Consider the following 16,920-nt stretch of genomic DNA (forward strand, 5'->3'; position numbering starts at 1 on the left):
CTCTCGCTTTAATTATCCTGTGTTATCTTGCCGTGTTCGACCATGAACAACTTACCGTTTTCATCAAGCATATCAACCACTTGCTCGCGACTAATAGCACTAATGAACACTTGGGCGTTAGTTTCCTTTAATCGTTGCGCTAACAACGCTCGCCTATGGCTATCCAATTCGGAAGCAAAATCATCAATTAGGTAAATACACTGTTTGCCGGTGGCCTCTGTCAGATGTAAACCTTGCGCTAAACGCAATGCACACACCATTAACTTTAGCTGACCGCGGGACAAAACGTCCTCAACCGGTGTTCCAGCAACTTTAATCCGTAAATCAGCCTTATGGGGCCCACTTACGGTATAGCCAAGCTGACAGTCACGTTCAAAATTACGTTGCAGCAGCTCAGCATACGGTGTCTCTTTTTCCCAGCCACGATAGAAACCGAGCTGGATTTCAAATTCAGGTAAGAACACCTGACATATTTCAGCCGCTTTGATTTTTACGGCAGTAATGTACTCTTGACGCCACACACTGATTTGTTCAGCAAGTAATGCTAGCTCTTGATCCCAATAACTGAGTTCACGGTAACTTCGTGCTTGCTTTAATAATGCATTACGTTGTTTCGTCAGTCGTTTTAAGCGGCTCCATGCATTATAGAACTTTGGTTCAACATGAAACACACCCCAGTCAATAAAAGACCGTCGAAACTTAGGTCCGCCGATCAATAAATCAAATCCTTCTGGGGTAATTAACTGTAATGGTAAAATTTGGGCTAACTGCGCCAACTTTTGATTACCTTCACCACCAATTTTAACTTCGGTAGTACCATCACGTTGCTTGCTGATCCCTAACGGTAAAGTGAGATCATTGTTATCAGTGACTCGACCATGAATAAACAATTGTTGTTGTTCATGGCGAATAACGCGACTGATTAAATGACTGCGGAATGAACGCCCATGTCCTAAATAATGAATCGCTTCAAGAACACTGGTTTTACCGCTGCCATTAGCGCCAACCAAAAAATTAAACCCGCTGGCTAACGTAATATCACACAGAGCAATATTACGAAAATCCTGCACTAATAACCGAGTAAGCGCCATAATTACAGTCTAATTGGCATTACTACATACATGGCTTCATCATTGGTTGCATCTTCAATTAATGACGGCGCATTCGCATCCGATAATGACAACCGCACTTGATCACACTTTAGGGTGTTTAATACATCAAGCACATAGCTAACATTAAAACCAATCTCTAAGCTATCGCCCTCATAATCAACATCAAGAAACTCTTCCGCTTCTTCTTGTTCAGGGTTATTAGCAGTAATACGCATTTCACCGTTAGATAAACCGACTCTTACGCCACGAAACTTTTCGTTGGATAAAATCGCCGCTCGTGCAAACGCTTTACGCATTTCATCACAACTTGCTTCAACAAATTTAGTGCTATTTTGTGGCATTACACGACGGTAATCAGGGAAGCGACCATCAACTAACTTAGAGGTAAACACAAAATTACCCACCGTCGCGCGTAAATTTGAATGACCAATTTGAATATTGACTAAGGCTTCAGGGTTATCAAACAACCGCACCAATTCAAGTACCCCTTTACGCGGTACAATAATTTGCTTGGTTGGTAAATCATGACCTGTATCAATCGCACACACAGCCATTCGGTGACCGTCGGTTGCGACTGAACGTAAATGTTGACCATCAGTTTCAAACAACATGCCGTTTAAGTAGTAACGCACATCTTGGTTAGCCATTGAAAATTGGGTGCTATCAATTAACTGACGCATACGACCTTGTTCAATCGTAAACTCAACTTCGCTTTGCCAATCTTCAATATTTGGAAAATCTGTAGCGGGTAATGTCGTTAGTGTATAGCGACTACGACCAGAGCGAATTAACACTCGATCACCTTCATAGATAACCGCGATGGTGGCACTATCAGGTAAACCACGACAAATATCTAAAAATTTACGTGACGGTACTGTCACAGCACCCGCTTCAAAATCGCCTTCTAACGCAATTTTAGCAATGAGCTCCACTTCAAGATCGGTACCCGTCATTGACAAGCATCCATTCTCAACTTGCAGCAAAATATTGCCTAAAATAGGTAATGATGGACGACCACCTAATGCACCAGTCACCTGTTGCAAAGGTTTTAATAAATGTTCACGTTCAACAGTAAATTTCATATTAAGACGACAACGTTCTAATTAGGTTTGAATAATCTTCTTTAATATCGTGGCTTTCTTCACGTAACTGCTCAATCTTACGACAAGCATGGAGCACGGTAGTATGATCGCGGCCACCAAAGGCATCGCCAATCTCAGGAAGACTGTGGTTTGTCAGTTCTTTTGCTAAAGCCATCGCCATTTGGCGAGGACGAGCAACACTACGAGAACGACGTTTAGACAGCATATCAGCCATCTTTATTTTATAATATTCTGCAACAGTCTTCTGAATATTATCAATCGTCACTAACTTTTCTTGTAGCGCTAATAAATCACGCAGTGCTTCACGAACAAAATCAATCGTGATCGCGCGACCAGTAAAGTTAGCATTGGCAATCACACGATTCAACGCACCCTCTAATTCACGCACATTGGAGCGTAACCGCTTTGCAATAAAGAACGCCACTTCGTCAGCCAGACGAATATTATGATCTTCGGCTTTCTTCATTAAAATAGCAACGCGGGTTTCCAGCTCTGGCGGTTCAATAGCAACAGTCAGTCCCCAACCAAAGCGTGATTTTAAACGGTCTTCAACCCCATTAATTTCACGAGGATAACGATCTGATGTCAAAATAATTTGTTGGTTACCTTCTAATAACGCATTGAAGGTATGAAAAAATTCTTCTTGAGAACGTTCTTTATTGGCAAAAAATTGAATGTCATCAATCAAGAGAGCGTCAACACTACGGTAATAACGCTTAAATTCTTCAATGGCATTGTTTTGTAGCGCTTTCACCATATCTTGCACAAAACGCTCAGAGTGCATATAAACCACTTTGGCATTAGGTTTACGATTAGCAATCGCATTACCCACCGCATGCAACAAGTGAGTTTTACCTAACCCCGTACCACCGTATAAAAATAACGGATTGTAAGCCGCACCTGGGTTATCAGACACTTGACGACAAGCAGCAAGGCCTAATTGGTTTGATTTACCTTCCACAAAATTATTGAAATTATGTTTAGGGTTTACATTTGAACGATAGCCACCAGGTGATTCCGTTTGTACAGGAGACGGTGCCGGTTCGTAATGCATTGGCTCAGGTTCAGTGCGAGGTCTTGATTGCGGCAAGGTAAAAACCGGCGGCGCAACAGGTTGAGGTGGCGCAACAACAGGTTTGCTACCAACCTCAAAACGCAGGCTCGGAACATCAGCACCACAAAATTCATTAAGCAGTCGATTGATATTATTAAGATATTTATCACGCACCCAATCTAAAACAAACCGATTGGGAGCAAATAATGTCAATGTATGATCATTTAATTCAGCCTGAAGCGGACGCAGCCACATACTGAATTCTGTCGCAGGGAGTTCTTCCTGAAGGCGTTGAAGGCACTGCAACCATAGCGAAGATGACAAGGTAGACTCCACACTGAATAAACAAAACACAAAAAGGAAGATAATTTTATACTCGCTGAACAAGGATCGCCAGTAAAGAGATCCCAGATCCAGTGAATAAGATCGAACTTATGCACATAGATCTCACAATAAAATGCAAGATCAGCACAATTTAACCCACCTTTACCCACAGCTATATTAACACACCTGCCACAAAGATAAGTCTTTCATTGCCCGTTTAATGCTGTTTTTACTCAATAATGACCATTATATCATCAGCCATTATCATCCACAGGGAAAACCAACTGCTGTGGGTAACCTTTTATAACAATCAGCCCCTCTTTTAGGTGCCGTAAAAAGCATAATCTCAAGCAGTAATATGTCGCTAGCCAAACAAATGGTTATTTCAAATAACTGTTAATTATTATCTTTATGATTAAATATCGAGGTAGGATGCTTTCACCAAATAAAGCCCTATCAAGGTAAGGAAAATACCGAATGAAAAACTGGATAAAAACATTAGTGATCGCAAGTACTTTATTTGCTACTACAACCACCAGTGTTATGGCTGCAACCACAGTAAAAGTGGGCATGTCAGGTCGTTATTTCCCTTTTACTTTTGTTAGTCAAGATAAGCTACAAGGGTTTGAAGTTGACCTTTGGAATGCCATTGGTAAACGCAATGACTATAATGTTGAATTTGTTACCGCCAGCTTCTCTGGTTTATTTGGCCAGTTAGAAACAGGGCGTATTGATACTATTTCAAACCAAATCGCCATCACTCCCGCCCGCCAAGCCAAATTTTTATTTAGTCAACCTTATGTCATTGATGGTGCGCAATTGGTGGTAAGAAAAGGCAATGACAGCATTCACTCAACAGCGGATTTAGATGGAAAAACGGTGGGCGTCAACTTGGGCTCAAACTACGCGCAACTACTACGTGGTTTACCCAATGCCGATAATATCAACATCAAAACCTATGACAGTGGTATTGAACAAGATGTGGCTTTGGGACGTACCGATGCCTTTGTGATGGATCGTCTATCGTCAGTGGCTGTGATTAATACAAAACACTTACCGTTACAATTAGCAGGAAAGCCATTTGCAACCGTTGAAAGTGCATGGCCATTTTTAAATAACGCCAAAGGTAAATTACTTCAACAGCAAGTGAATCAAGCTTTAGTGGCAATGCGTAAAGACGGCACCCTTACTGCAATATCAAACAAGTGGTTCCATACTGACATCACTCGATAACTCATCGTTTCACCATCACAAACAAAAGTGGTGGTGACTTTATTTACCCCGCTTGCATAGCCAGTACAACGGATCACCATTATGGGTTTTGATTTTAATTATATGTTGTCGTTGATGCCTATTTTGTTGAAATATCTACCAACGACATTATCCATGGCCTCTCTTGGTGCCATTTTTGCACTTTTCCTTGGGTTAGCTATTGCGTTAATTCGTATTTATAAACTGCCGCTACTTAACCCTTTAGCTCAACTTTATATCAGTTTCTTCCGTGGCACACCGTTACTGGTACAACTATTTTTACTGTATTACGGTTTACCACAAGTATTACCAAGTTTAGTTGGATTAGACGCATTCAATGCCGCGGTTATTGGCCTTAGCCTTCACTTTGCCGCTTACATGGCAGAAAGTATTCGAGCAGCGATTATCGGTGTTGACCGCAGCCAACGCGAAGCCAGTCTTGCTATCGGCATGACGGAATCGCAAACCATGTTGCGAATTATTTTACCGCAAGCCACTCGTATCGCTTTACCTTCGCTCATGAACTATTTCATCGATATGATTAAATCGACCTCCCTTGCCTTTACACTGGGTGTACCTGAAATTATGGCAAAAGCACAAATGGAAGCATCATCAAGCTTTAAGTTCTTTGAGGCTTTTCTTGCTGTTGCAATCATATACTGGGTGTTGGTGATAGTGCTTACTCGCTTACAACAATTGGCTGAAACACGTTTAGATAGGGCTTACGTACGATGATCAATATAAACAAACTCACTAAACGTTTTGGCGAACAAACTATTTTTAGCGATCTTGATCTCACTATCAAAAAAGGTGAAATCGTGGCTATCATTGGTCCATCAGGCACCGGAAAATCAACCTTTTTACGTTGCCTTAATTACCTTGAAAGTGCCAATAGTGGCACTATCACCATTAACGATGTGACCGTCGATGGCCAACAGCCTAAAAAAAGTGACATTTTAGCCCTGCGACGCCAAACCGGATTTGTATTTCAAAACTATGCTTTGTTTAATCACCTGACAGCACAGCAAAATATCAGTGAAGGTTTACGCGTCGTTAAAGGCCTTAGTAAACAACAAGCACAGCAACGCGCACTTGATATTTTAACGGACATTGGTTTAGCCGATAAAGCCGATATCTACCCTGCCGCCCTCTCTGGTGGCCAACAGCAACGAGTGGGTATTGGTCGTGCTATGGCGTTAGAAGCCGAATTATTATTACTTGATGAACCTACGTCAGCCCTCGATCCACTGTGGGTCAATGAAGTGCTTAACTTGATCAAGCAATTGGCAAAACAACAACAAACAATGTTGATCGTCACTCATGAATTACAATTTGCGCGTGAAGTCGCCGATAGAGTGATCTTTATGGCCGACGGTCAATTTGTAGAGCAAGGGCCACCAGAGCAGATCTTTAATCACCCTAACGATCCGCGACTAAAGGCTTTTTTGACTCAAATAGGGATCCAATAAGGATCCTTGAACTTCGCGCTATAAAACGTATAATGCAGCGCCCGTCATTAGATGTGGGTATAATTATTGACTCTTTGTTGGTCAGTGATTACAATTCCGCCTCTTTGTTCGTGGTAATTGTCCAATTATGGCCAATTACATCTAACAAACTTAAAAACTGATCAGTTAATTTAAGGTAAAACCATGAAACGCACATTCCAACCTTCTGTTCTTAAGCGTAAGCGTAGTCACGGCTTCCGTGCTCGTATGGCAACTAAGAACGGTCGTGCAACAATCAATGCACGTCGCGCTAAAGGCCGTAAGCGTCTTTCTAAGTAATCATCGACGATTATTTTGAATAAGTTCGCTTTTTCTCGGGAGTTACGTTTGTTAACTCCCGAACATTATAAAACTGTCTTCCAGCAAGCTCATCGTGCTGGCTCTCCCCACTTGACTATTCTTGCCCGTTCTAACGAACTCGACCACCCCCGTCTCGGTCTGGCTGTTCCAAAAAAACAGATTAAAACTGCTGTCGACAGAAACCGCTTCAAACGCGTTGTTCGCGAAAGTTTCCGTTTAAAACAACATCAGCTTCCAGCTTGCGACTTCGTAGTCATTGCCAAGAAATCAGCCAATGGGTTGAGTAACGAAGAACTATTTACGTTGTTAGATAAGTTATGGCATCGCCTGTCTCGCCCGTCGCGTGGCTAGTCGTAAGACTAGTCCGCTTTTACCAACTGGCAATCAGTCCTCTCCTTGGACCACGCTGTCGGTTCACCCCTACATGTTCTCAATATGCGATCGAAGCTGTAAAAACGCATGGAGCGCGAAAAGGTTGTTGGTTAGCGGCGAAACGTCTATTAAAATGTCACCCTTTAAATGACGGTGGTTACGACCCCGTTCCGCCAACCAAGCATAACGACAGAGAACATTAACCATGGGTTCCCAACGTAATATTCTGTTAATTGCCCTACTGTTTGTCTCATTCTTGCTATTTCAACAATGGCATGGCGACAAAAACCCGCAACCAACGAAGCCGGGTGTAGAGCAACAAGTCAATAACAATAGTGGTATTCCATCACATTCAAGTGATAATCAACCACTGGCTGACCAGAAAACTTCAACTAACTTAATTACCATTAAAACGGATGTACTGGAATTAACAGTCGACACGCTTGGTGGTGATGTTATCAATGCAAAACTACTAAAATACGACAACACCCTAGATTCTAAAGACCCATTTGTTCTGTTAAGTGATACTGACGGCCGCGATTACATTGCGCAATCAGGCTTAATCGGCACTAATGGTTCTGACTCACAAACACATGGTCGCGCACAATACGCGGTGACGGCGAAAAGCTTCGTCATGGCACCAGACCAAAACGAACTACGTGTACCAATGACATTCACTCGTGATGGCATTAGTTACATCAAAACGTTCGTTTTCAAGCGTAACGATTATGCGGTTAATGTTGACTACACTGTCGACAACAAAACTGACAAGCCTGCAACAGTACAAATGTACGCACAGCTTCGTCACCGCCTAGAAAGCAAAACTGGCGGCGGTATTCAAGGCATGGCAATGCACACCTACAATGGTGCGGCATACTCAGCTAATGATACTAAATACAAAAAATACAGTTTTGATGACATCAAAGAGAAGAACCTTAACCAGTCAGCAAATGACGGCTGGGTTGCGATTATGGAGAACTACTTCGTATCAGCATGGATCCCTCGTGATGGCAAAGACCAAACGTCTCAAGTCTACAGCAGCGATAACAACGGTGTAGGTTACATCGGCGTACGTATGCCGTTAGAGACTGTTGCTCCTGGTCAAACAAAAGAAATTAAAGCAACACTATGGCTTGGTCCTAAGTTGCAAAAAGAAATGGCAGCAACAGCCGCTAACCTAAACCTAACGGTTGATTACGGTTGGTTATGGTTCATTGCTAGTCCATTGCATAAATTGCTTTCTTTCATTCACGGTATTGTAGGTAACTGGGGTGTTGCAATCATCATCCTAACGCTAATTGTTCGTGGTGCTATGTACCCACTAACAAAAGCGCAGTACACCTCAATGGCGAAAATGCGCATGCTACAGCCAAAAATTCAGGCAATGCGTGAGCGTTTAGGTGATGACCGTCAACGTCAAAGCCAAGAAATGATGGAACTGTACAAAAAAGAGAAAGTAAACCCACTTGGTGGTTGTTTACCTATCATGCTACAGATGCCAATTTTCATCGCACTGTACTGGGCACTAATGGGATCAGTTGAATTGCGTCATGCGCCATTCTTCGGTTGGATTACGGATCTATCAGCACAAGACCCGTACTACATCCTACCTGTTCTTATGGGTGTATCAATGTTCCTTATTCAAAAGAACAGCCCATCAACAGTAACGGATCCAATGCAGCAGAAGATCATGACCTTTATGCCGGTTATGTTTACTTTCTTCTTCCTATGGTTCCCTTCTGGTCTAGTGCTTTACTGGCTAGTATCAAACGTTGTGACCCTGATTCAACAAACCATTATTTTCCGCGCGTTGGAGAAAAAAGGTTTACACAGCAAAGCTAAATAAGCTGTCCCTGTGAATGAAAGGCGACCTTAGGGTCGCCTTTTTTTATGGGTCAGATTAGGCGTAAGCCCTCACAGTGGTTTACAATCATCAAGTCATTTTCAAGCAAAGCCAAGGTTATGAATCAACATATCGATACTATCGTTGCACAAGCAACACCACCGGGCCGTGGCGGCGTCGGCATCATTCGCGTTTCAGGTCCTAAAGCGAAAGAAGTAGCCCTTGCCGTTGCTGGCCGTGAGTTAAAAACCCGTTACGCTGAATACCTGCCATTTAAAAATGAAGATGGGACCGCGCTTGATCAAGGGATCGCGCTATTTTTTAAAGGCCCTAACTCGTTCACGGGTGAAGATGTATTAGAACTGCAAGGCCACGGTGGCCCAGTATTGATGGACATGATGATCCGTCGCATTCTTAACATTGAAGGCATTCGTCCTGCACGCCCTGGAGAGTTCTCAGAACGTGCTTTTATGAACGATAAGCTTGATTTAGCCCAAGCAGAAGCCATTGCTGATTTAATTGATGCCAGCTCAGAAGAAGCAGCAAAAAGTGCCTTTAAATCACTGCAAGGCGTATTCTCAAACAAGGTAAATGAATTAGTCGAAGCTTTAATTCATTTACGTATTTTCGTCGAAGCGGCGATTGATTTTCCTGAAGAAGAAATAGATTTTCTGTCTGACGGCAAAGTCAGTGGTGATCTCAATAACATCATGGATCGCTTGGCTGATGTGCGTAAACAAGCCAACCAAGGTGCAATCATGCGTGAAGGCATGAAGGTAGTGATTGCAGGTCGCCCTAATGCTGGTAAATCAAGCCTATTAAATGCCTTATCAGGTAAAGACAGCGCGATTGTGACCGATATCGCAGGTACAACCCGTGATGTATTACGTGAACATATTCACATTGACGGTATGCCATTACACATTATTGATACCGCAGGTTTACGTGAAGCAACCGATGAAGTAGAACGGATTGGTATTGAACGCGCATGGGCGGAAATTGAACATGCCGATCGGGTGTTATTCATGGTTGATAGCACTACCACCGATGCTACCGATCCTAAAGATATCTGGCCTGATTTTATTGAACGCTTACCGGCCAACATGGGCTTAACGGTAATTCGCAATAAAGCCGAACTTACCGGTGAAGTAACGGGCATTACAGAAGTTAATGACTCAACCTTAATTCGCCTCTCAGCGCGCACAGGCGATGGTGTCGACGACTTACGCGAACATCTAAAGCAATGTATGGGATTTGCAGGCACGACGGAAGGCGGCTTTATGGCACGTCGTCGTCACTTAGATGCCCTTGAACGTGCAGCTGAACATTTAGTGATCGGTAAAGAGCAACTAGAAGGCTTTATGGCAGGTGAGATTCTGGCTGAAGAATTACGGTTAGCTCAACAGCACTTAAGTGAGATCACAGGTGAGTTTACATCGGATGATTTACTTGGACGTATCTTTACTTCTTTCTGTATTGGTAAGTAAATACTAACCCAATATATAAGTAACAAAAAAACGCCATATATAATTGATATGTGGCGTTTTTTATTATTATTTAGCTTCGGGCGAAGGATAATTTATGCTGATATATTCAGGCTCTTCAATCCCAGCCTGCTGATTAAGCACTCGCGTTAATGCAAAAAAGTAATTCACCAACAAATTACTGAATCGAGGTAATGTTTCAGGCACCTTTTTACCCACCGCATCAACGTTAACTAATTGACGCACCACCTTCTTCGATAAACTCCGACATTGATGTAATTGCACCACCGCGCCTATCCCTCGTGGTAATACAAAGCGCTTATTGTTATCGGTTACTTGGGCGCGAAAATAATGATAATCCGCTTTCAACTTAATAATATCCGCTTCAAAAATACCGCACTTACCTCGAATAGATCCATTGAGGTTAAAAATACGTGGTTGTAACCATGATAAAGATTGTCGCACTTCATCATCTTGCAGTTGTGAAATAGCTAATCCCACATACGTACATAATTCATCGGTGAGAATTTCAAAATCACATAACGGGGAATCTTCAAAAATAAAGGGATAAGCAAGTTCATCAATATCACCCGAAAATTTTAATACCATAACTGTGTTATTCCTTGCCAAATATACGTAATTCTAACAGAAGACGACCATTGACAGCGCTCAAAAAATCACTAACTATGTCCGCAAAATTTGCTTACCAAGGATGAGGTAAGCTCACTATTAGCAGCATATGGAAAATTATGTATTCACGACTTAAAAATTTATTTTTTATAGGCTGCCTATGCACTAGCACAGCCTGTTTAAGTGCACAAACCTCATACCCAATCACCGTCACAGATGCCAGTCAGCACCCACTGACATTAACCACGATGCCGACACAAGTTGACTCTAAAAGCATGTTTAGTGATCAAGTATTAATGGCACTATTGCCCTTAAAAAACATCACCAGTTTAAGTCGTTTAAGTAAGGACCCGACTTATTCAATTATTGCCGATAAAATTCCAGAGACATTACCGCTACGTGATCTAAACGTGGAACGTATCATTGCCGAACGTCCAGATTTAGTGCTGGTGGCCAGTTGGAGTGATGGACCTAAAATTGCTCAATTACGTGCAGCAGGTATCAATGTTTTTGTTATTAAAACCGTTTATAGCCTCAAAAATATTGAACAAAACATTTTATTAGTTGGCAAGCTCGTCAATAAAAATGCAGCGGCGATGGCTGTGGTTGACAAGATGAACACCAAACTTAAACAACAGGTTATTATTCCACAGCACAAGCTAACTGCTATTGAATACACCCCCTGGGGCGCATCCAGCAATCATAACTCCACTATCAATACCATTATTAGTCACGCCCAGCTTAACAACGTGATTGCCAATACCAATGGCGATAAATTTGGCCAAGTTCCAATAGCGAAAGAACAACTGTTAGCCCTAAACCCTGATGTAATTATTATTCCAGGTGAAAATAACAATGGCTTTAAACAACAGCTATTACACGATCCAGCCTTGCAAACATTAACGGCCATTCGTGATCGCCGCGTTATCAGCTTGCCACATTCATTACGTTCAACCGATAGCCAATATATTGCCGATGCTATCATCTACCTTAATCATAAGGTTTATCAGTCTCATGTTCACCCATCCATACATTAAACCCGTTCAAGGTCTATTAGCCGTTACCGCATTACTGGTGCTACTCATGCTTTATTTGAGCCTCGGATCAGTTGCCATTCCCATGCATGATATTGTTGCCATGCTTGCCAGTTATATTCAGGGAGGGGAAACCTTAGCTCAGCAACAACATCCCCTCGCCTCAGCCATCATATTACAGATCCGTTTGCCCCGCGCTTGTGCCACTATATTAGCAGGAAGTGCGTTAGCGTTAGCTGGAGCATGCAGCCAAGGTTTGTTTAGAAATCCCCTCGCTAGTCCCGATATCTTAGGTATCAGTGCAGGCAGTAGCTTTGCAGCAGTGGTGGCGATTGTCAGTGGCTTAACGGTCGTCAATCCTGCGTTATTACCCCTTGTTACAGCCATCGGCGCATTAATAACGGCAACAATCGTTTATTTAATTGCTCGTCAAACTCAACAACATGGTTTATTCATCATTTTAGCCGGGCTCGCCGTGTCGAGTTTATTAGGTGGATTAACCATGGGCGTATTGTTAACCGCTCAACAATATGAAGTGAGTGAGTTTGTCTTTTGGACCATGGGAGGATTAGACGCGCGTACATGGCAACAATTATTATGGCCAACCCCCATTATTATCATTACAGGATGGCTATTATTACGCCACGGTCAGACCTTAAATTTACTGGCTTTAGGTGAGCAAAATGCCCACGGCATGGGAATAAATGTTAACCACAGCCGCCGATTATTATTACTACTGACCACCTTACTCACCGCAATGGCCATTGCTGTAGCGGGCCCAATTGGTTTTATTGGCTTAATAGTGCCGCATTTAGCACGGTTACTAATAGGACCGAATAATCGTATTTTATTACCATTTTCAGCATTATTTGGCGCAATGTTTTTATTAGCGTGTGATCTTATTGCCCGTACCGTTATTGCTCCCAATGAATTAAAGACGGGGATTATCACCGCGGTTATAGGCGGGATCTATTTTATTGCTCTACTCATACGCAGCCAATATAAAGGATTACCATCATGATCCCATCACTGAAAATAACCCAATTAAGTTATTACCAAGGATCACAACCATTATTGCAGAATATCAATTTTGCGATTAATCCCGGTGAGTTAGTCGGAATTATCGGCCCTAATGGCGCAGGGAAAAGTACCTTATTAAAATGCCTGAGCGGTTTTGTTGCACCTAAAAGTGGCAATATTTCTCTATTTGAACGCCCTCTCAGCAGCTACAACCATCAACAACGGGCACAATATTTAAGTTATTTACCTCAGCACACCGAACCCGCATTTGGCTTTGTGGTTCAAGATATTATTCATTATGGCCATCACCAATCCTCGTCGATATCAGAACAAAAAATAACAAGCATTATTAATCAGTTAGAGATAAAACCATTATTAAAACGCCCAATCAACCAACTCTCTGGTGGTGAACAACAACGGGTACATTTTGCACGGTTACTGATTCAAAATGCCGCCATTATGCTACTTGATGAGCCCACAGCCAGCCTTGATATTGGCCATGAGTCGCTCTTACTTAATATTTTGAGCCACCATTGCCAACAAGGCAAAAGCGCACTAATTGCCATTCATAACCTTAATACGGCCATCACATTTTGCGATCGTTTATTATTGCTTGAACAAGGCCAACAAATTGCCTTTGATACACCTCAAAACGTATTAACATCCGCCCAAATTAATGCACTTTATCACCACCATGTCAGCGTTATCCCTCATCCAACCACCCAAAAACTGGTTATTTTACCTCGAAAAAACAAGATCATTTAATTATTGCGATCAGTATGATGATCGCAATAATTAAAGATCATAAGCTTGTGCAAACAATAAGGGGATCATGTGGGTAAGATCTTTTATTAAGACCAAATCCCTTTTATCTTCCATCGCCGTAATGATCATCTTAATTGCTATAAAACTTCATTTTTTTGTATAAATACCCACATTTTTTCCCTGTTTCATCCCCACTTGATGCTGGTGGATAAAAAAAATACCCTGTCAGTGAATAAAAATGGTCACTTATGCCATAAAGGCTATCTTTATAGGGTTTGATCTCAGTACAATCTCAAGCTGGTATTCATCATTTCATATCGATGATCCCATCTAACGCCAATTTGAGGACAATTATGTCAACTATTACGCTGATCACTGGCAGCACGCTTGGTGGTGCTGAATATGTCGCCGATCATGTAGCCGATTTACTTACCGCACAAGGTCATCAAACCGATATCACAAACCAACCTCAATTTGATCAATTAAACCAAGACACCATTTGGCTTATTATTTGTTCAACCCATGGGGCCGGTGATTATCCAGATAACTTTATCGCCTTTGCAAATGCTCTTGCTGATCAGAATCCCACTCTTGATCAGCTAAAATTTGCCGTTATTGGGCTTGGAGACAGTAATTACGATACTTTCTGTGCTGCAGGTAAAAATATTCAAGCACGCTTACTCTCATTAGGTGCAACACAGCTTGGTGAACGACTTGATATTGATGTTTCAATGACACCAGTACCTGAAGATGCCGCAGAAATATGGCTTGAAGAATGGCAAAATGTATTAAATGATTAAAAAGTGGTCAATAGTTACTCAATTTGTAATCCTATTTAATGCTTTTATCTGTGGATAACTATAGATCTAAACGGTGATCAACCCATAGTTATCCATTTAATAACTTATAGACCCCGCTGCCCCTGTGTATAAGTAGCCATTTTGATCCCAGCCTATCCTCTGGAAGATCCAAGCTACTCCACAACAAATGATCGTCTATAAATACATGATCATAAGGATCATTTAGCGGTTATCCACACGATCAGTGGATCCTAATAGTAGATCTAATAGAAGATCTCTTTAAAAAGATCTTATATATATTTAAGAGACGTAAATGGGCGATCAAATGATCTTGATGAAAGATTCTCTCTTGCCAAGAAACAGGATAGAATGTCCGCCCTTTGCTCTAGTTAACTCACTGGCTATTTAAATACCTGAGGAAGTTTCATGTTTTACCAGGAAAAATTTGATGTCATCGTTGTGGGTGGTGGTCATGCCGGTACCGAAGCGGCACTGGCAGCTGCCCGAATGGGACAAAAAACCTTACTATTGACCCATAATATCGATACGTTGGGCCAAATGTCGTGCAACCCAGCTATCGGCGGGATCGGGAAAGGACACCTGGTTAAAGAAGTTGACGCCCTTGGTGGCTTGATGGCACATGCTATCGATAAAGGCGGAATTCAATTCCGTACACTCAACTCTTCCAAAGGCCCTGCAGTTCGGGCAACACGTGCACAAGCAGACCGTGCACTTTACAAAGCAGCAGTACGTAACGTATTGGAAAATCAGCCTAATTTAATGATTTTCCAACAAGCTGTAACAGATTTAATTGTTGAAAACCATCGCACTACCGGTGTAGTGACTGAAATGGGTTTAAAATTCCACGCAAAAGCTGTGGTATTAACCGTCGGTACATTCCTTGGCGGTAAAATTCATATTGGTCTAGAAAACTACAGTGGCGGTCGTACTGGTGATCCTGCATCAAATGCACTTGCGGATCGTCTCCGTGAATTACCGTTACGGGTTGATCGCTTAAAAACAGGTACTCCACCACGTATTGATGCACGCACTGTTGATTTAAGTATTCTTGAAACCCAACATGGTGATAATCCAACCCCAACATTTTCTTTCATGGGGAAACAATCGGATCATCCTCGTCAAATTCCATGTTTTATTACTTACACCAACGAGCGTACGCATGAGGTTATTCGTAATAACCTTGATCGTAGCCCAATGTATGCTGGTGTGATTGAAGGTATTGGCCCTCGCTACTGCCCTTCAATTGAAGATAAAGTGATGCGTTTTGCGGATAAAAATAGTCACCAAATCTTCATTGAGCCTGAAGGCTTAACCACCAATGAACTGTATCCAAATGGTATTTCTACAAGCTTACCGTTTGATGTTCAGATGCAAATTGTGCGCTCAATGAAAGGATTTGAGAACGCAACCATTATGCGTCCTGGTTATGCGATTGAGTATGATTTCTTTGACCCGCGCGATCTTAAACAAACCTTTGAAAATAAATACATTGATGGATTGTTCTTTGCGGGACAAATTAACGGTACGACCGGTTACGAAGAAGCGGCTGCTCAAGGCCTAATGGCAGGCATGAACGCTGCCCTTCAAACCCAAGACAAAGAAGGTTGGAGTCCACGTCGTGATCAAGCGTACATGGGCGTATTGATCGATGATTTATCAACGATTGGTACTAAAGAACCGTACCGTATGTTTACGTCACGTGCGGAATATCGCTTGTTGTTACGTGAAGATAATGCTGATTTACGTCTAACACCAATGGGACGTGAATTAGGTCTAGTTGATGATGAGCGCTGGGCGCGTTTCAATCAAAAATTAGAAAATATGGAACAAGAGCGTCAACGTTTGAAAGAGATTTGGGTTAATCCAAACTCGAATCATATTGAGAGTTTAAATAAGATCCTTAAGTCACCGATCGTTCGTGAAGCGAATGGTGAGGATCTTCTTCGTCGCCCTGAAGTTACTTACGAACAATTAACGACAATTGAAACGTTCGCGCCAGCACACGAAGACATTGAAGCGCGTGAGCAAGTTGAAATTCAGATTAAATACCAAGGTTATATTGATCGCCAACGTGATGAAGTTGAAAAATCATTACGCCATGAGACCACTAAACTACCTTTTGATCTTGATTACAGCTTAGTGAAAGGTTTATCAAACGAAGTCGTAATTAAGCTTAATGATGCGAAGCCTGAATCTGTAGGCATGGCATCACGTATTTCAGGTATTACACCAGCCGCTATTTCATTACTATTGGTTTATTTGAAAAAACACGGCTTGCTTAAAAAAGGCGAATAAGGGC

At 42.0% G+C, this 16,920-nt stretch carries 17 protein-coding genes; 13 read left to right on the forward strand and 4 right to left on the reverse strand.

Translation table 11 applies throughout. From position 1 onward, the window contains the following. Positions 1–8 precede the first annotated feature (8 nt). From recF to dnaA, 3 genes are read right to left on the reverse strand one after another with little or no spacing between them, the layout of a single operon-like run. On the reverse strand, positions 9–1,091 hold the full coding sequence (recF, locus tag CZ809_RS18660) for a DNA replication/repair protein RecF (RefSeq protein WP_080159039.1): 1,083 nt from the start codon (positions 1,089–1,091) through the stop codon (positions 9–11). Between the two features lie 2 nt (positions 1,092–1,093). After that, positions 1,094–2,194, reverse strand: coding sequence for a DNA polymerase III subunit beta (gene dnaN, locus CZ809_RS18665; RefSeq protein WP_080159040.1), 1,101 nt, complete (start codon positions 2,192–2,194; stop codon positions 1,094–1,096). A gap of 1 nt (position 2,195) precedes the next feature. Further along, positions 2,196–3,593, reverse strand: coding sequence for a chromosomal replication initiator protein DnaA (gene dnaA / locus CZ809_RS18670; RefSeq protein ID WP_080159041.1), 1,398 nt, complete (start codon positions 3,591–3,593; stop codon positions 2,196–2,198). A gap of 477 nt (positions 3,594–4,070) precedes the next feature. Between dnaA and CZ809_RS18675 the strand changes: the two genes are divergently transcribed. The 8 genes from CZ809_RS18675 (at position 4,071) to mnmE (ending at position 10,354) form a co-directional block, all read left to right on the forward strand. Next, a complete protein-coding gene (locus CZ809_RS18675; RefSeq protein WP_080159042.1) occupies positions 4,071–4,826 on the forward strand; it encodes an amino acid ABC transporter substrate-binding protein in 756 nt (251 codons plus the stop codon). An 81-nt stretch (positions 4,827–4,907) separates the two neighbouring features. Beyond that, positions 4,908–5,579, forward strand: coding sequence for an amino acid ABC transporter permease (locus CZ809_RS18680; RefSeq protein ID WP_080159043.1), 672 nt, complete (start codon positions 4,908–4,910; stop codon positions 5,577–5,579). Next, on the forward strand, positions 5,576–6,313 hold the full coding sequence (locus tag CZ809_RS18685) for an amino acid ABC transporter ATP-binding protein (RefSeq protein ID WP_080159044.1): 738 nt from the start codon (positions 5,576–5,578) through the stop codon (positions 6,311–6,313). Before CZ809_RS18680 ends, CZ809_RS18685 begins: the two co-directional genes overlap by 4 nt. A gap of 183 nt (positions 6,314–6,496) precedes the next feature. Continuing rightward, positions 6,497–6,631, forward strand: coding sequence for a 50S ribosomal protein L34 (rpmH, locus tag CZ809_RS18690; RefSeq protein ID WP_006233350.1), 135 nt, complete (start codon positions 6,497–6,499; stop codon positions 6,629–6,631). Positions 6,632–6,646: 15 nt separating this feature from the next. Further along, entirely contained in the window at positions 6,647–7,003 is a 357-nt protein-coding gene (gene rnpA / locus CZ809_RS18695; RefSeq protein WP_080159045.1) for a ribonuclease P protein component, read from the forward strand. Beyond that, positions 6,970–7,227 (forward strand): membrane protein insertion efficiency factor YidD, encoded by a 258-nt coding sequence (gene yidD, locus CZ809_RS18700; RefSeq protein ID WP_080159046.1) that lies wholly within the window; start codon positions 6,970–6,972, stop codon positions 7,225–7,227. Before rnpA ends, yidD begins: the two co-directional genes overlap by 34 nt. A 2-nt stretch (positions 7,228–7,229) precedes the next feature. Next, positions 7,230–8,870: a membrane protein insertase YidC gene (gene yidC, locus CZ809_RS18705; RefSeq protein ID WP_080159047.1), complete on the forward strand. Its 1,641-nt coding sequence runs from the start codon at positions 7,230–7,232 to the stop codon at positions 8,868–8,870. A gap of 116 nt (positions 8,871–8,986) precedes the next feature. Then, complete coding sequence (gene mnmE, locus CZ809_RS18710) at positions 8,987–10,354, forward strand: tRNA uridine-5-carboxymethylaminomethyl(34) synthesis GTPase MnmE (protein ID WP_080159095.1); 1,368 nt, start codon at positions 8,987–8,989, stop codon at positions 10,352–10,354. Positions 10,355–10,420: 66 nt separating this feature from the next. Here the strand turns inward: mnmE and CZ809_RS18715 are convergent, their stop codons facing one another. Next, positions 10,421–10,960: a cobalamin adenosyltransferase family protein gene (locus tag CZ809_RS18715; RefSeq protein ID WP_080159048.1), complete on the reverse strand. Its 540-nt coding sequence runs from the start codon at positions 10,958–10,960 to the stop codon at positions 10,421–10,423. A gap of 140 nt (positions 10,961–11,100) precedes the next feature. Between CZ809_RS18715 and CZ809_RS18720 the strand changes: the two genes are divergently transcribed. The 5 genes from CZ809_RS18720 to mnmG all read left to right on the forward strand — a co-directional run bounded on the left by CZ809_RS18720 (position 11,101) and on the right by mnmG (position 16,916). Continuing rightward, the gene (locus CZ809_RS18720; protein ID WP_080159049.1) at positions 11,101–12,018 is read left to right on the forward strand and encodes an ABC transporter substrate-binding protein; all 918 of its coding nucleotides are present in this window, start codon (positions 11,101–11,103) and stop codon (positions 12,016–12,018) included. Continuing rightward, positions 11,996–13,036, forward strand: a complete 1,041-nt coding sequence (locus CZ809_RS18725) for a FecCD family ABC transporter permease (protein ID WP_080159050.1) — start codon at positions 11,996–11,998, stop codon at positions 13,034–13,036. Before CZ809_RS18720 ends, CZ809_RS18725 begins: the two co-directional genes overlap by 23 nt. Then, positions 13,033–13,800 carry an ABC transporter ATP-binding protein gene (locus CZ809_RS18730; RefSeq protein WP_080159051.1) on the forward strand — a complete coding sequence of 256 codons (768 nt, stop codon included), beginning with the start codon at positions 13,033–13,035 and terminating at the stop codon, positions 13,798–13,800. The genes CZ809_RS18725 and CZ809_RS18730 overlap by 4 nt, the downstream gene beginning before the upstream one ends. Before the next feature lie 353 nt (positions 13,801–14,153). Next, complete coding sequence (gene mioC, locus CZ809_RS18735; protein WP_080159052.1) at positions 14,154–14,600, forward strand: FMN-binding protein MioC; 447 nt, start codon at positions 14,154–14,156, stop codon at positions 14,598–14,600. 426 nt (positions 14,601–15,026) lie between these two features. Beyond that, entirely contained in the window at positions 15,027–16,916 is a 1,890-nt protein-coding gene (mnmG, locus tag CZ809_RS18740) for a tRNA uridine-5-carboxymethylaminomethyl(34) synthesis enzyme MnmG (protein WP_080159053.1), read from the forward strand. Positions 16,917–16,920 lie beyond the last annotated feature (4 nt).

It is taken from the genome of Photobacterium piscicola (assembly GCF_900166965.1).
GTDB classification, from domain to species: domain Bacteria; phylum Pseudomonadota; class Gammaproteobacteria; order Enterobacterales; family Vibrionaceae; genus Photobacterium; species Photobacterium piscicola.

Coding starts and splice junctions, on each gene's coding strand:
- dnaN (WP_080159040.1), bottom strand. CDS start 2,194: ATGAAATTTACTGTTGAACGTGAACATTTATTAAAACCTTTGCAACAG.
- yidD (WP_080159046.1), top strand. CDS start 6,970: ATGGCATCGCCTGTCTCGCCCGTCGCGTGGCTAGTCGTAAGACTAGTC.
- CZ809_RS18685 (WP_080159044.1), top strand. CDS start 5,576: ATGATCAATATAAACAAACTCACTAAACGTTTTGGCGAACAAACTATT.
- mnmE (WP_080159095.1), top strand. CDS start 8,987: ATGAATCAACATATCGATACTATCGTTGCACAAGCAACACCACCGGGC.
- CZ809_RS18715 (WP_080159048.1), bottom strand. CDS start 10,960: ATGGTATTAAAATTTTCGGGTGATATTGATGAACTTGCTTATCCCTTT.
- mnmG (WP_080159053.1), top strand. CDS start 15,027: ATGTTTTACCAGGAAAAATTTGATGTCATCGTTGTGGGTGGTGGTCAT.
- CZ809_RS18675 (WP_080159042.1), top strand. CDS start 4,071: ATGAAAAACTGGATAAAAACATTAGTGATCGCAAGTACTTTATTTGCT.
- CZ809_RS18680 (WP_080159043.1), top strand. CDS start 4,908: ATGGGTTTTGATTTTAATTATATGTTGTCGTTGATGCCTATTTTGTTG.
- rpmH (WP_006233350.1), top strand. CDS start 6,497: ATGAAACGCACATTCCAACCTTCTGTTCTTAAGCGTAAGCGTAGTCAC.
- CZ809_RS18725 (WP_080159050.1), top strand. CDS start 11,996: ATGTTCACCCATCCATACATTAAACCCGTTCAAGGTCTATTAGCCGTT.
- CZ809_RS18720 (WP_080159049.1), top strand. CDS start 11,101: ATGTATTCACGACTTAAAAATTTATTTTTTATAGGCTGCCTATGCACT.
- recF (WP_080159039.1), bottom strand. CDS start 1,091: ATGGCGCTTACTCGGTTATTAGTGCAGGATTTTCGTAATATTGCTCTG.
- yidC (WP_080159047.1), top strand. CDS start 7,230: ATGGGTTCCCAACGTAATATTCTGTTAATTGCCCTACTGTTTGTCTCA.
- mioC (WP_080159052.1), top strand. CDS start 14,154: ATGTCAACTATTACGCTGATCACTGGCAGCACGCTTGGTGGTGCTGAA.
- CZ809_RS18730 (WP_080159051.1), top strand. CDS start 13,033: ATGATCCCATCACTGAAAATAACCCAATTAAGTTATTACCAAGGATCA.